The sequence below is a fragment of the Bifidobacterium sp. genome (assembly GCF_050874245.1).
In the GTDB taxonomy this organism is placed as follows: domain Bacteria; phylum Actinomycetota; class Actinomycetes; order Actinomycetales; family Bifidobacteriaceae; genus Bifidobacterium.
This window is the reverse complement of record NZ_JBNMKH010000016.1, coordinates 19,210-33,716: the sequence shown is the minus strand read 5'-3', so window position 1 is coordinate 33,716 and position 14,507 is coordinate 19,210. Positions and strand designations below refer to the sequence as shown.

At 59.7% G+C, this 14,507-nt stretch carries 11 protein-coding genes; 8 read left to right on the top strand and 3 right to left on the bottom strand.

Annotated elements, in window-relative coordinates; genetic code table 11:
- Positions 1–83: 83 nt before the first annotated feature.
- The 3 genes from ACR0P8_RS03210 to alsE form a co-directional block, all read right to left on the bottom strand.
- Complete coding sequence (locus ACR0P8_RS03210; protein ID WP_432623605.1) at positions 84–1,280, bottom strand: MFS transporter; 1,197 nt, start codon at positions 1,278–1,280, stop codon at positions 84–86.
- Between the two features lie 130 nt (positions 1,281–1,410).
- On the bottom strand, positions 1,411–2,388 hold the full coding sequence (gene alsK, locus ACR0P8_RS03205) for an allose kinase (RefSeq protein WP_432623603.1): 978 nt from the start codon (positions 2,386–2,388) through the stop codon (positions 1,411–1,413).
- 180 nt (positions 2,389–2,568) lie between these two features.
- Entirely contained in the window at positions 2,569–3,267 is a 699-nt protein-coding gene (gene alsE, locus ACR0P8_RS03200) for a D-allulose 6-phosphate 3-epimerase (protein ID WP_432623601.1), read from the bottom strand.
- Positions 3,268–3,468: 201 nt separating this feature from the next.
- On the opposite strand from alsE, the gene ACR0P8_RS03195 reads away from it, so the two are divergent.
- The 8 genes from ACR0P8_RS03195 (at position 3,469) to ACR0P8_RS03160 (ending at position 14,361) form a co-directional block, all read left to right on the top strand.
- The gene (locus ACR0P8_RS03195) at positions 3,469–4,716 is read left to right on the top strand and encodes an ROK family protein (protein WP_432623599.1); all 1,248 of its coding nucleotides are present in this window, start codon (positions 3,469–3,471) and stop codon (positions 4,714–4,716) included.
- A 324-nt stretch (positions 4,717–5,040) separates the two neighbouring features.
- Positions 5,041–6,438 (top strand): MFS transporter, encoded by a 1,398-nt coding sequence (locus tag ACR0P8_RS03190; RefSeq protein ID WP_432623613.1) that lies wholly within the window; start codon positions 5,041–5,043, stop codon positions 6,436–6,438.
- 380 nt (positions 6,439–6,818) lie between these two features.
- Positions 6,819–8,426, top strand: a complete 1,608-nt coding sequence (locus tag ACR0P8_RS03185) for an extracellular solute-binding protein (RefSeq protein WP_432623597.1) — start codon at positions 6,819–6,821, stop codon at positions 8,424–8,426.
- A 110-nt stretch (positions 8,427–8,536) separates the two neighbouring features.
- Positions 8,537–9,508, top strand: a complete 972-nt coding sequence (locus ACR0P8_RS03180; protein ID WP_432623595.1) for an ABC transporter permease — start codon at positions 8,537–8,539, stop codon at positions 9,506–9,508.
- 12 nt (positions 9,509–9,520) lie between these two features.
- Complete coding sequence (locus ACR0P8_RS03175) at positions 9,521–10,456, top strand: carbohydrate ABC transporter permease (RefSeq protein WP_432623593.1); 936 nt, start codon at positions 9,521–9,523, stop codon at positions 10,454–10,456.
- A 70-nt stretch (positions 10,457–10,526) separates the two neighbouring features.
- The gene (locus tag ACR0P8_RS03170) at positions 10,527–11,195 is read left to right on the top strand and encodes a YesL family protein (protein ID WP_432623591.1); all 669 of its coding nucleotides are present in this window, start codon (positions 10,527–10,529) and stop codon (positions 11,193–11,195) included.
- 34 nt (positions 11,196–11,229) lie between these two features.
- The gene (locus ACR0P8_RS03165) at positions 11,230–12,321 is read left to right on the top strand and encodes a LacI family DNA-binding transcriptional regulator (RefSeq protein WP_432623589.1); all 1,092 of its coding nucleotides are present in this window, start codon (positions 11,230–11,232) and stop codon (positions 12,319–12,321) included.
- A 129-nt stretch (positions 12,322–12,450) separates the two neighbouring features.
- Positions 12,451–14,361: a GH32 C-terminal domain-containing protein gene (locus ACR0P8_RS03160; RefSeq protein WP_432623587.1), complete on the top strand. Its 1,911-nt coding sequence runs from the start codon at positions 12,451–12,453 to the stop codon at positions 14,359–14,361.
- Positions 14,362–14,507: the final 146 nt, after the last annotated feature.

Genomic DNA, 14,507 nt, shown 5'->3' with positions numbered 1-14,507 from the left:
GAAAACGCGTGTTGGCGCACGTCCGTAAAAAAGATGTGCGCCAACGCGCGTTTTGTTTTCGGCTTGTTTTGCCTGTTTCCGGCCTACTTGCGGACCAGATGGTACACGGCGTATCCCGCGGCGATGACCAGCAGCACGATGCCGTAGACCAGATACGGCTGGCTCAGCGAGGCGCCTCCGACCAGCTTCAGTGTGTATGGGGCGGTGAAGGCGCCGAAATTGCAGCCGACCAGCACCACCGACGTGCACAATGTATCCGAACCCTTCGGGCAGACCTCGGAAATCTGATTGAAGGTATAGGAGATCATAGTGGGGTAGGAGATGCCGGCAATCAGCGCGCCGATGCACAGAACGACGAAATTCGGCGCGAAGAACATGATCAGAGATCCGATTCCCAATGCGACGAGACCGACCGTCAGCGTCTGCGCCTTCAGTATTTTGTTGATCAGGCCGAATGCGAAGCCCATGAGCATACCGCCGATGGTCATGACGCTCAGCAAAGTGGATGCCTGCTGCATCGTGCCGAAACCGGAACCGGTCACCACGGAAGACAGGCGTGTGGTCAGTCCGATGTACATGGTCACGGCGACGATCAGAAACACGGTGATGAGCAGGATGGGGCCATTCACCGACTGCTTGGCGTTGCCGTTTTGGGCCTGCGCGGAATCGTCAGCTTTCGGATCGTTCGGCTCCTTTGGAACGAACAGCACGAACAGTACCAGAATCGGCACTGCGAGGAAATAGACGAGGAACGAACTGTTCCAGCTGAGCAACACGAGGAATCCCGCGGCCAGGGTCATCAACGACTGGCCCAATGATTCGAACGCGGACCTGAAGCCCATCAGTGTGGCCTTCTCGTCGCCGGAGAAGAACTTGGCGATCATGGACACGGCCAAGGAATTAATCAGGCCGAAACCGACGCCGAGGCCGATGCGCGAACCCATGATCACCCAGAAGTTGTTCGTGACGAAGAAGGGAATCACGCCGAAGACGGCCGCGATGACCAGTCCCGCGGTCACAGTGGCCTTGTCGCCGATCTTACGGGCGATGAAGCCGGAGGCGATGATCATGATGATCATCGAGAACGATGGAACGGTGCTCAGTAGCTCCACATTGGCGCGTGGCTGGTCGGGGAACTGCTTGATCAGCGCCGGCATCACGCCGGAGATCGCATTCGATGATGTGAGCAGCAACGAAATGGCAAGCAGCGAGAATTTCATAAGCGGGCTGTACGCGCTGCGGGGGCGTGCCGTTTGGGCGGTGGGGGAATCGGTGGTCATGTTGCGTCCTTACAACGATGGATTGAATTGTTTTGCTTGGGTATGAGTTGGATAATCATCTGTGATTATTATGGTCCGGACGAAACCCGTAAGAAAGGAAGAACGGGCTTCGTCCGAAGTCTGGCATGGCTCAGATCTGTTCGAGCGCGCACAGAGCCGCGCCGATGACGCCGTCGTACTTGCCGGGAATCGTGTAGACGATTGGCAGGTCCTCGGCCGGATACGGCTTGCGGGACATGCGCTTGATCTTCTCCTCCAGACGCTGCTTCGGGAAGTCCTTCATCTGCGTCACACCGCCGCCGATGATGATTTTGGCCGGGTCGAGCAGGTTGATGACGGTCGAGAAGGTCCAGGCGAGATGCTCCAGCCAATCATCGATGAACGGTTCGTCGCCGTATAGGGAGAACGCGTCGTCGATGGAGGCGCCCGGATGATGTGCTTCGAGCTCACGGACGAGCGCGTTGCCGGAGGCAGCCGTTTCGGAGCAGCCCTCCAAGCCACAGCTGCAGGTGCGTCCGGTGGCCTCGTAGATATGGCCGAGTTCGCCGGCCACGCCGTGCAGGCCGACCAGAATCTTGCCGTCCACGGATAGCGCGCAACCGATGCCAGTGCCCACGTAGCAGCCGAAGGTCACGCCTTCGAGATGTTGCAGGTTCAGGCGCTTGGCGTCATAACGGATGATCATGTTCACGTCACGGTCGATGAACACGGGCACGCCGAATCGGCTCAGACGTTCCGGCACGTTCACGTTGTTGAGCCCGGGGATGAACGTGGTCTGCAGCACCACGGTGCGAGTGGCGTCGACCACAGATGGGAATCCTACGGAAATGGCCTTCAGCTCGTACTTGCCGTCCAGTACCTCGCCGAGATAGCCTTCCAGATAGTCGGCGAGTTTGGTCATCGGGTCGTCGCCGCTCAGCGCCTCCTGTGAGCTGACGCGGCGGGAGTCGACCAGGGCACCGAGTGCGTCGACCAGTCCGACGCGCAGATTGGTGCCGCCGATGTCGATGCCGAGCACGACCGGCGTCTTCAGTGTGGCGGAATTGACGGGGCTGCCCGCGGTGGCGACGGTGGGTTCGTTGTTGGTGATGGCGGTGGTGTTGCTCATGACTGCTCCATTGCAAAAATTAAAAGAAATTACGGGTTGTGGTGGTGCCGAAGATGGCAAAGGCGCGTCCGGATAGCATGCGCCATCAGGACGCATGCGGTATCAAGGAGAGAGAGGACGCGCCGATGCCAGCCGGTGATGAAAGGGATTGCCGGTTCGATATGGCAATCGCGACTGTAATCAGTCCTCGGGAGGCAGGGTTTCGCCGGTGGTGCGTTCGTAGTTGGCGCGCATCTTGGCCCATGCCTTGTCGAGGTCGCGGTCCAGGGAGAACAGGCCGGAATTACCGAGGATGAAGGTCTCGGCGCCGGCGTTGCGCAGCTTGGCGAAGGTCTTCTCGCTGCACGATCCATCGATCTGGATCTCATAGTTCAGACCGTGGTCGGACTTGTATTTGGCGGCCTGTTCGATCTTGGCGAGCATCTCGTCGATGAACGGTTGGCCGGCGAAACCGACGTCGATGGTCATCAGCGTCAGCAGGTCGACGCGTTCGATCAGCGGCAGGATGGAATCGAAGGTCGTGAGCGGATTGACGACAAGACCGGTGCCGCAGCCGAGGGCGCGGATTGAATTCATGGTGCGGAACGCGTGGGTGTTCAGTGTTTCGACATGTGGGGAGATGACGTTCACGCCGACCTGGGCGAGCGGTTCCAGCCAATAGTCCGGATCGGTGGTCATCAGATGCGCCTCGTTGCGTACGGTGCTGTGCGGCAGCACCCACTTGAGCCATTCCGGGCTCAAGGAGAGGTTCGGTGCGAAATGGCCGTCCATGATGTCAAGATGAAGGGAATCGGCGTGCTGGCTCAGGGTGCTCACCTGTTCACCTGCGATGGAGAAGTCCATGCACATCAGTGAGACCGCGAATTTTGGAGTTTCCATTGTGGGTCCTTTCTTATGATGGCTGTCTTCGTCGGTACCAACGTTGTGGGGGAGCTGCTGCGCTTCCCGTTGTTTCCTTAAGGTGATTCTCACGATACGATTCGGATTTATGCTCTTCAACGTCGGATTTATGCTGCATTTCAACATAAATCTGACGTATATTGGAAACACGGCAATGGCAACGGTTCACGGAGGATTGCGATGCGGCAGCCGATGATGAAACAGTCTTCGAAAGGACAGTGGCGATTCACGCTGCCGGATAGACCATGGACGCTGGCGGTCACCGGCAGCGAGCTGCCCAGCGAGGTGGCGCTGCTGGTGGCGTCCGGCAAAGCGAACAGCAAGGCGGAACTGGTCCGTGAAACCGGTCTGGCCCGGTCGACGGTGTCATCGTGCGTGGATGGACTGCTACGCAAGGGGATTCTCGCCGTGGACGGTGTGATCTCACAGGATCGTGGAAGACCCGCGGAGCGTCTGACCGTCAACGATCGATTGGGATTGATGGCGATTGCCGATGTCGGGGCTCGGCATACCACTTTCGGTCTGGCCGATATGAATATGCGACTACTGACGTACGAATCGCATGTGGTCTCCATAGCGGACCAACGACCGGAGGATTTTTTGTCGTGGGCAAGCGAATGCCTGTGGCGTATGGCGTCGAGCGTATCTCCCGATTTGCCGCTTCGCCATGCCGTATTGTCATTGCCTGCCAGGATCGACATTCGCGAGGATGCGCCGATACGTCCGCCGATCATGCCCGGATGGGATGCCTTCAACGCGGTCCAGCACATGAGGGACGACCTCGGATGCCCGGTCAGCGTGGAAAACGACACCAATATTCGGGCATTGGGTGATGCCGCGGCGCTTCCCGAGGATGAACGACCAATCATCGAAATCAAAATAGGCACCGGCATCGGTGGTGGCATTGTGATGAAGGATGGCCGTATATTCCACGGTTTCGACGGATCGGCTGGTGAAGTGGGCCACACCTCGTACGATCCACGCAACCGCAAACGCTGCGCATGCGGGCAGACGGGATGTTTGGAAACGGTGGCATCCGTGCCTGCCATGCTGAGACGAATGCAGCAGCTGTCACCCATGGCGGACGAACCGACCAGCGTGGAACAGCTCATCGAACGACTGCACGACGGCAACCTCGGTGCGGAACAGGCTGTGGAAGAAGCCGGAGAATCCATCGGCATCATGGTGGCGACGCTATGCAACATCCTCAACCCAAGACATGTGATCGTCAGCGGACTCATTGCGGAGGCAAGCGACGAACTGCTTACCGCCATCCGCACCACCGTCTACAGGACCGCCCGCCCATTGACCACGCGAAACCTGAGTATCGGGCGCAGTCCTCTTGGACGCCTTGCAGGCGTGGCCGGAGGAGTGGTGCTGGCCACTCAGGAGACGTTGTCTCCCGAGCGATTGCTTGAACGGGAATAGTCCGCAAGGTTCGTGCGGTAGGCGCGACACGCCCGGACGACTTACGAAGAATTTTCATTCGTGATACGTTGACCACTGTTTTTGAAAACCGCATGGCATAGCCGAAATCAAGGTGTATGCCATGCGGTTTTTTCTTTTGTTCCGAGAACAGGCAGCGAAGCCCGGACGCGCATATGGCGGTCCGGGCTTTCGCATGTTTGCGTGCCCGTATGTCGGCTTGCGAAATCCGCAGGTCTGCCGGTCTGCCGGCACGGGTCTCGGGCGGGGGAGTCGACAGACAGAACAAGAAGAAAGACAAGGAGAACTGTGTCACAAACCGCATCAATGCAGCAGTCACATGAACATGATCAGCCACGTTTCGAGCATCCGCACAAGGTGATGCTCGGCCTGTATATCGGCGCGTTCCTGGGCATGCTGTCCGAAACGTCCATGAACATCGCGTTGCCGGATCTGTGCGACGCATTCAACATCACCACCGGAACCGCGCAGTGGATGGTGGTCGGCTACATGCTGGCCATCGGCGTGGTGCTGCCGTGCGTCGGATTCCTGCTCAAGTGGGTCAAGGCGAAGACGCTGGTGCTGTTTGCGCTGGTCTGCTTCGCGATCGGTTCCGTGCTGTCTGCCTTCGCCCCTGTGTTCGCGCTGGTGCTGGCCGGACGAATCATTCAGGGTATCGGCACCGGCATCGTGCTGCCGACCATGTACGCCGCGATCATGCGCGTGTTCCCGCCGTTCATGATCGGCGCCGCCAACGGCGTGGCCGGCCTGGTCATCATGTTCGCGCCGGTGATCGGCCCGACCCTCGCCGGCATCCTGATTGGCGCCTTCTCCTGGCGTGCCATCTTCGTGCTGTTCGCCGTCGTGGCCGTCGTGGCCATCGTTTGCACCGCGGTCTTCTTCGTCACCCCGATCGAAACGACGCGTCCGAAGGTCGACATCCTCTCGGTCATCGCCTCGGTCATCGGCTTCGGCTGCCTGGTCGCGGGCGTGAGCCTCGTGGCGGACATGGGCTTCAGCGCGCTGGTGATCGCGCTGCTGGTCATCGGCATCGTGGTCGTCGCGTTCTACGCATACCGTCAGCTGCACATCGAGCATCCGGTGCTGGAGCTGCGTGCCTTGGGCATCGAGGCCTTCCGTGTTCCGGCTCTGATGGTCACCTGCTCGTTCGCCTGCACGCTGGCGCTCATGTTCCTCGCACCGCAGGAGCTGCAGCGTGGTCTGGGTCTGGATTCCTCCACGGCCGGCATGCTGATGCTTGCGGGCGGTGTGGTGAACGCCATCTTCTCCTTCGCGACCGGCCGCATGTATGACAAGGTCGGCGCCCGCCCGCTGGTCAGGTGCGGTGCGGTGGTGGCCGTGATCGGCTCGCTGCTGTTCCTCGCCATCGGCGTCACCACCGCTCCGGCGTTCTTCGTGCTGGCGCATGTGGTGTTCATGATCGGCATTCCGCTTATGCAGCAGTCCGCGCAGTCCGCGGCTCTGAAGGGTCTGCCGCGCGAGCTTGCCGCCGACGGCTCCACCATCCTCAACACCATGCAGCAGGTGTGCGGCGCGATCGGCACCGCGGTGGCCACCTGTCTGCTCGGCATGGGTTCCGGCGCGACCGAGGCGGAGAGCTTCGTCGCCGGCTCCCGTTACGGCTACGTGTTCGGTCTGGTTCTGGTCGTGATCGTGTTCGTGCTGTCCTTCTTCCTGAAGGAGGATCGCGCCTCCCGCAAGTGAACGACGGGTCGCTTTTGACGAATGTCAGGTCCGTCCATCGCCGCTTTTCGCGTGCGATGGACGGACCTTTTTTATTCGCGCGGAAGCGATGGAAATGTTACGTTATACGATTAACGGCGTGTCGCGATATGTTCGTTTTCGGTTATGCGGGGGAATGGCGATATGTCGCCGATGAGCACGTTCTCAATGACGATATGTGCAAAACAATGTGAGCGCTAACCATTGAGATAAACGATTAACGTTTTGACATTAAACGATTAACGATTTATAGTGTTAACTACCGCGAAGGAAACAACCACAAAGCAAGTGGTTGGCGGAATCGCACCCGTGTTTCTCACATTGGTGCGAGGAGGAAACATCAAGGAAGAAGGAGCCTAATCATGGCACGAAGGAGTGTTCGCCTGCTGGCGTCGATCGCGGCAATCGCGACTATGGCCACGGCACTGACCGCCTGCGGCAACAAGCAGGCCACCACCGATTCGAATGGCAAGCCGATCGTCAACATCCTGGTTCGCCGCAACGTGACCGACCATCCGATGAAGGACACTCAGTATTCCAAGGACCTGGAAGCGGCCTGCGACTGCACCATCGAATGGCAGGAAGTCTCCGACAACGCCTGGGGCCAGCAGAAGAGCGCCAAGATGGCCGCCGGCGAATTCCCGGACATCGGCCTGAGCCTGTTCAGCATGGTCGACGCGGCCAAGTACAACACCTACTTCGAGGATCTGAAGCCGCATCTGGACAAGATGCCGAACGTCAAGAAGTTCCTCAAGGCCCAGCCAGGCGCGGAGAAGTACGTGACTGACGGAACCAAGATCGCCATGCTGCCGTCCGACCGCGGCAAAGGCTACGAGGTCTCCGGAACCCACATGTTCATCAACAAGACCTGGCTCGACAAGCTCGGACTCAAGATGCCGACCACCTGGGATGAGCTCGAGAACGTGCTCGAAGCCTTCAAGAACGACGACCCGAATGGCAACGGCAAGGCCGACGAGATCCCGATGAACATCCGCAGCCTGGGCTTCGGTCTGTGGAGTCCGTTGACCCTGATGAACTCCGAAGGCGTGGTCACCTCCTTCATGGGAGGCGGTGCCTCCGAGCAGGGCTACTACGTGGACAACGGCAAGGTCAAGAGCTACTACACCTCCGATGCCCTCAAGGACGTCGTCTCCTACCTGCACGAGCTCATGGCCAAGGGTCTCATCCCGAAGGACGTGCTCACCCGCGATGACTCCCAGTACACCGCACAGACCGTCAGCGACGGCAAGACCGCTCGCACCGGCGTTTCCTTCGGCTGGTCCAACTACGCCGAATACGGCAACAGCTTGGGCGACCAGTACGTCACCCTGCCGCCGCTGAAGAAGGACGCCTCCACGCCAGACTCCCAGGTGAAGTGGGACACATCCCAGGACGCCTGCCGCTGGGCCTACTCCGGCTCCGGTCTGACCGTCAACCCGAACGCCGCCAACCAGGACGCCATCTACAAGGTCATCAACGCCATGTACAGCGAGAAGCTTTCCGTGGCCGGATTCTTCGGTTCCATTCCGGACATCGTCTCCGATGACGGCAACCACCAGTACACCATCGACAAGAAGAAGGCCTACGCCGAATACCCCGATACCCGCGCCATCGCCCTGCAGGACCGCTTCGGCGGCTGGATCCGTGACGATGTGAAGATGGTCAACGACACCAACGCCGATCAGGTCACCGCCTCCGATCAGGCCATCCGCGAGGCCCGCAACCGCGTCGACGGCGTCAAGGACGTCATCCCGATCTATGTCCGCCCGAACACCGAGGATTCCAACACCCTGCAGAACAACAACACCGCCATCTCCAACTACGCGAACAACCAGATCGCGAAGTGGTTCCAGAAGGGCGGCATCGACAAGGAATGGGACGCCTACGTGAAGAAGGTGTCCGAGCCGAGCCTCGGTCTCGACGCCAACATCAAGATTTGGCAGAAGTGGTACGACAAGTACACCAAGTAGCCAATTGATACCGGCGGGGTCTGCATATGCGGGTTCACAATTCTCTCCCGTAACTGCCGTCAGACCCCGCCTCTTTTTTCCCTAGCAACCATCCTAAATTGGAGACCATCATGAGTGCACAAACATCGCAAGGCGTTGCTGCACGGACCGTGGCGATGGATGCGGTTCCCGACCGCAAGAAACCAGGCCTGCTTGATCGCATCGCCGACCACTTCCGCCGTTACTGGCAGCTGTGGATCCTTTCCGCCCCCGCACTGTTCTTCGTGGCCCTGTTCGCCTACGTGCCGATGTGGGGCATCCAGCTCGCCTTCCGCGAGTTCGACCCGACCAAAGGCCTGACCGGCGGCAAATTCGTCGGCTTCAAGTACTTCCTGGAATTCTTCCATAACCCGCTGTTCGGCGAGATCATGACCAACACCATCCGCATCTCCCTGTGGACGCTGGTCATGGGATTCATCTTCCCGATCATCCTGGCCCTGCTCATCAACCAGATCGGTTCCAAGAAGATCAAGGGCTTCGTGCAGACGATCACCTACATGCCGCATTTCATCTCCGTGGTGGTCATCGTCTCCATGCTCAACATCTTCCTTACCCCGGGAACCGGCATCCTCGGCCGCTTCTTCGGCGACGAATCGCTGATGGGTTCCACCAGCGCCATCACCGCCGTCTACTGGATCTCCGAAGTCTGGCAGCACGTCGGCTGGAACTCCATCATCTACCTGGCCGCGCTCGCCGGCGTGGACACCTCGCTGTACGAAGCGGCGAAGATCGACGGCGCCGGACGCCTGCAGTTGATCCGCTACGTCGACATCCCGACGATCATGCCTACCTGCGCGATCCTGCTCATCATGAACATGGGCTCCGTGCTGAACGTGGGCTTCGACAAGATCTACCTGATGCAGAATTCGCTAAACCTGCCGGCCACCGAAGTCATCGCGACCTACACCTACAAAATCGGTATTATCAACGGCCAGTATTCGTACTCGACGGCAATCGGCCTGTTCAACACCCTGGTCAACTTCGTCTTCCTGATCACCGCCAACGCGATCGCGAAGCGCGTTTCCGATACGAGCATTTTCTAGGAGGAATCCATCATGTCTGCAACGACTGGGGCTGTTGCCCAGAACAAGAACGACATTCCCTGGAACAAGCACGTGCGCCAGAAGCAGAAGCCGGGCGACCTGGCTGTGTCGGGCATCATCAACCTGCTGCTGCTCCTGACAGTCGTGGCGGTGCTCTACCCGCTGTGGTTCGTGGTCGTCGCCTCGTTCTCGAACCCGAACGCCGTGGCCGGCGGCGAAGTGCTGCTGCTGCCGAAGGGCGTGACCTTCGCGGGATACGCCAAAGTGTTCGCCAACCAGCGCATCTGGCAGGGCTATCTCAACACCATCATCTACTCGGTGGTCGGCACCGCGCTCAACATGGCAGTGACCATTCCATGCGCCTTCGCCCTGTCCCGCCGCGAATTCAAGCCGCGCCGCGTGATCATGTTCCTGTTCACCGTGACCATGTTCATCGCCGGCGGTCTGATCCCGAACTACTTGCTGTACAAGAGCCTCGGCATCAACAACAGCATGTGGGTGTTCATCCTGCCCGGCGCGGTCTCCGTGTACAACGTGATCGTGGCCCGCTCCTTCTTCGACACCTCCATTCCTGAGGAGCTGTTCGATGCGGCGCAGATCGATGGTCTGAGCTACTTCGGCTACTTCTTCAAGATCGTCCTGCCGCTGAGCTCCGCGATTCTGGCTGTGATCGGCCTGTACTACTTCGTCGGCCACTGGAACGACTTCATGACGGGCCTTATCTACATCACCGACGACACCAAGCAGCCGTTGCAGGTGGTGTTGCAGCAGTTGCTGCTCGTGGCGCAAGGCACCGGCACCAACGTCAACGCGGCCGCCCAACAGCAGGCCGCCGACCAGATCAAGTTCGGCATCATCATCGTGTCCACACTGCCTCTGCTGGTGCTCTACCCGTTCCTGCAGAAGTACTTCAACAAGGGCGTGATGCTCGGCGCCGTCAAGGGCTGAGTCCGAATCGCGATCCTGCAAAAGGTAATCGAACCGAGACAACCAAACCAACCAATAGAAAGGATTCGCCATGCTTGCCCGTTTCTCTGTGGCCTACGAGCACTTCTGCCGTCTGCTGGTCACGCTTTTCGTGGTCAACGTGGCCATACTCGCGCACACGCTGATGGGCGCCGTGATGTTGGGATTCCTTCCTTCGCTCGCGGCGGCGCAGTCCACGTTCCGCACGTGGCTGCTTTCCGAGGACCGTTCAATGCGGGCCAAGGAAGTATGGAAGACCTTCCACGGCTTCTGGAAAAGCGAGTTCAAGCGTGCGAATCTTTTCGGTTGGCCGCTGGTTGTCCTCTGGGCCGTGGTTATCGTCGACTATTACGTGATGAACTGGCATGCGCGCAACGATTTCGATATCGCGATTTCCGGCGTGCTGCTGCTCATCATCGTCATACTGGCGGTGTTCTCGTCCCTGGTTTGGGTGGTGCGCGCGAACTACGATGAACGTCCCCTCTGGATCGTCCGCACGACGCTGGCGATGATCGTGGCACGTCCGGTGTGCAGCCTTCTGCAGGCCGGACTGCTGGTCCTCACCGTGCTCGTATGGGCCCAATGGCCGGGAATCCTTATGGTTTTCGGCATATCCCTGCCGATGTTCTGCGTGATCTGGATCGTCTACTCGTTCGGGCGTCTGCCCGGGATGGACATCCACGACCGTGAGGAGAACAAGACGGCTTTGGCCAGAGACTAGGCCTTTCGGCTACAGACGGAGGAGAGGTGATACAATGGCGCAGTCGTCCACAACGCAACGAGTGAACAGGTCGAAACGGTTGGTATCCATCAAAGACATAGCCAAGGAAACAGGGGTTTCCGTATGCACCGTGTCTTTGGTCATGAACAACAAGGACCGCAACCGCGTCAGCAAGGCGGTCGCGCAGAAGATTCGCGAAACCGCCAAGGATATGGGGTACAAGCCCAATTCCGTGGCGCGTTCGTTGCGCACCAGCAAATCCAACACCTTGGGTTTCGTCACCGATGAGATCGCCACTACGCCGTACGCAGGAAGGGTTCTCCAGGGCGCACAGGACGCCGCGCGCAAGCTCGGATACATCCTGCTTACCGCCAACACCAACAACGACGCCGATCTTGAGAACCAGGAGATAACCGCCCTCCGTCGATACAACGTGGATGGATTCCTGTACGCCATGATGTACCACCGCAAGGTGGACATTCCCGAGGCTCTGGAAGGCAGTCCGACCGTAGTGGTGGACAGCGAGGACGCCGCGGGGAAGGTTCCCTCGATCTACCCCGATGACGAACTGGCCGGATATGATGCCACCAAACGTCTGATTCAGGCCGGATGCCGGCGTATCGTCTACTACGGAACCGAGGCGGACATCATCGCGCAAGGTCTTCGATTCGAAGGATACAAGCGCGCGCTTGCGGAGTCCGGTATCCCGTTCGATGACGCTCTGGTGGTCAACGTGCTGGAAATGACCAACGCGGCCGACGAGGCGGCACGGGTGCTCGACGAGATCAAGCCGGACGGCATCTTCTGCTTCAACGACGTGCGTGCCACCTTCATCTACGAGGCCGCACGCGAACGCGGAGTGCGCATCGGCGCCGACGTCTCGGTGATCAGCATCGACAACCAGCCGTTCATCACGGACGTGCTCAAGCCATCCCTGACCACGCTGGAACTACCTCACTATGAAATGGGTTTCGAGGCAATCCGTCAGCTCGTGGGCATGCTCGATGGCGACGAGGCTGTGAAGGATCTCAAATCCGATCATGGCGTGGCGGTGCAGGGCCATCGCGACGGTGCTGAAATGGCGTTGCGATGCCGCGTCATCGAACGCGACTCCATCGTGTCGTGACAACCGGGTGATTCGGCTTCCCGTATTCGTTTTCTTTTCCGATACCTTTTACTTTTCACCCCTTTTCCCTTTTTTCTCAAAACGTAGCCATGTGATGTCCGGTCATGTGGCGTTACAGAGGAGACCATTATGTCCGACAACTATTCCATCTCCATCGAAACCGGCGACTACCGATTGCTAGAGGTTTTCGCCGAACGCGGTGGCGCCGACGCCAGCATCGCCATCATCGATGAGAGCGGCAGCGAGATCGCCAGCCATGCCATGCCGGTGGCCGAACGCCGTCATCGCTTCTTGATTCCAGTGCCGACGAACACGCGTGTCACGGTGAACCTGCGGAACCTGACCGCACGGTTCGCGTATCTGTCCGAATGCGACAATCTGATCGACAACGGCGTGCGCTTTGTAAGCATGAACCCGTACGACGCCGAATGGGACGCACAGCCTACGCTGGAACAGGTCTACAGCCGTTTCGGACGCCCCGCCGCGCACTTCGAGCCGTTCGCACGCTGGATGAACGATCCGAACGGCCTGTGCCGCTTCCAGGGACGCTACCACCTGTTCTATCAGTTCAATCCGTACGGCTTCGGCTGGGACAACATGCATTGGGGCCACGCTGTGAGCCGCGACCTGGTGCATTGGACGCATCTGCCGATCTTCCTCGAACCGCAGCCGGAGCTGCACACCGACGAACGCATCGTCGGAGGCGCGTTCTCCGGTTCCGCGGTGACGGTCGACGCGCATGACAACCCCTGCAAGGGCGACGACGCGACCGCCATCCGCCTGTATCTGACCCGCCATCTGGAAACCCGCGGCGACGAATCGTCCGTCACCGAATACCAGACCACCTGCCTGTGCGAGGACGGCGTGCATCTGAGCGTCGAATCGCCGGTGGCGCTGCGCGTGAACGACGATTTCGGCTTCGACTTCCGCGATCCGAAGGTGGAGACCGGCATGTCCGGCGAAGCCATCGATCCGGAACGCGCCTACATGGTGACCGCAACGAACCTGCCTGTCGCCCGATTCGACGCTGATGCCGTGTCTTCCGCGGCTCCCGGCATCAGCGCCCAGGGCACCGACGGCTGGTTCACCTGCTCTCCGCAGGGCAAGCCGGGCATCGACAAGCCGAACATGAACACGGTTCCGGCCATGACGCTCTTCTCCGCCAAGAAGCCGCTCAAGCGCAACGTGACCTGGCGGTACGAGGGACCCGTGCTTGCCGACTTCGGCCATCAGCTGTCGCGCACCTACGAATGCCCGGATCTGTTCCAGCTGGACGGCAAGACGGTCGCCATCGGCGCTCTGATGCACTACCGCGACGAGCAGGGCCGCTTCCAGCAGGTCCGTTGGTATGCGGGCGATCTCAAGGCCACCGCCGACGGTCCGCGTCTGCAGGTCGAGAACAGCGATTGGTGCGATTTCGGCACCGGCTACTACGCGACGCAAAGCTTCGCCGCCGATGACGGCCGCCGTATCGTGTTCGGCTGGTTCACCGATTTCCCCGCGATGCGCGTGGAGAAGCCGTGCATCGCCAACGGCATGATGTCGCTGCCACGCGAGCTGCACGTGCGCGACGGGCGTCTGACCAGTCGCCCGGTCGAAGAAGTGTATGAGCATCTGCTGGGCGAGAGCCTGCAATCTCGCACGGATGACGGCGCCACCGTCTTCGCCGCGCCGAACAACGCATACTACGCCGACGTGCGTCTCGCGGACGATGCCGACGTCTCGATGACCATCGCTACCGGCGTCAATCCGGCCAACGGCGAACCGACGGAACTGCAGCTGCAGCGCCGGAACGGCGTGACCCGACTGGTCACGAAGGGCACGGTCGTCGACGACGTCGATTTCGACAGTGGCATCACCGACGTGCGCCGCGTCGAGATCTTCTTCGACCGCAGCGTGGTGGAGGTGTTCCTCAACGACGGCGAGGCCGCGGGAAGCATGCTGTTCCAAGGCAAGGACGGCGACGGCGAATTCCGTCTCGCAGCCGACGGCAAGGTCGAAGGAGCGGACGTCCGCTCGATCAACTCCATCTGGGAATGACGTACGGGGTTGTGGCGCGACCATCGCCAATATGTATGTTGTGTAGATGCAATATATACGGAATATATATGAGCGTTGTCGCGTCGCGATCCAATGGTGACGGAAAACGTCTCAAAATATAACGGGACGGCAGGAAAGGCACGTGT

What these genes read in the sequence shown, in the direction of transcription:
- ACR0P8_RS03210 (WP_432623605.1), bottom strand. Translation starts at nt 1,280, where the DNA reads ATGACCACCGATTCCCCCACCGCCCAAACGGCACGCCCCCGCAGCGCG.
- alsK (WP_432623603.1), bottom strand. Translation starts at nt 2,388, where the DNA reads ATGAGCAACACCACCGCCATCACCAACAACGAACCCACCGTCGCCACC.
- alsE (WP_432623601.1), bottom strand. Translation starts at nt 3,267, where the DNA reads ATGGAAACTCCAAAATTCGCGGTCTCACTGATGTGCATGGACTTCTCC.
- ACR0P8_RS03195 (WP_432623599.1), top strand. Translation starts at nt 3,469, where the DNA reads ATGCGGCAGCCGATGATGAAACAGTCTTCGAAAGGACAGTGGCGATTC.
- ACR0P8_RS03190 (WP_432623613.1), top strand. Translation starts at nt 5,041, where the DNA reads ATGCAGCAGTCACATGAACATGATCAGCCACGTTTCGAGCATCCGCAC.
- ACR0P8_RS03185 (WP_432623597.1), top strand. Translation starts at nt 6,819, where the DNA reads ATGGCACGAAGGAGTGTTCGCCTGCTGGCGTCGATCGCGGCAATCGCG.
- ACR0P8_RS03180 (WP_432623595.1), top strand. Translation starts at nt 8,537, where the DNA reads ATGAGTGCACAAACATCGCAAGGCGTTGCTGCACGGACCGTGGCGATG.
- ACR0P8_RS03175 (WP_432623593.1), top strand. Translation starts at nt 9,521, where the DNA reads ATGTCTGCAACGACTGGGGCTGTTGCCCAGAACAAGAACGACATTCCC.
- ACR0P8_RS03170 (WP_432623591.1), top strand. Translation starts at nt 10,527, where the DNA reads ATGCTTGCCCGTTTCTCTGTGGCCTACGAGCACTTCTGCCGTCTGCTG.
- ACR0P8_RS03165 (WP_432623589.1), top strand. Translation starts at nt 11,230, where the DNA reads ATGGCGCAGTCGTCCACAACGCAACGAGTGAACAGGTCGAAACGGTTG.
- ACR0P8_RS03160 (WP_432623587.1), top strand. Translation starts at nt 12,451, where the DNA reads ATGTCCGACAACTATTCCATCTCCATCGAAACCGGCGACTACCGATTG.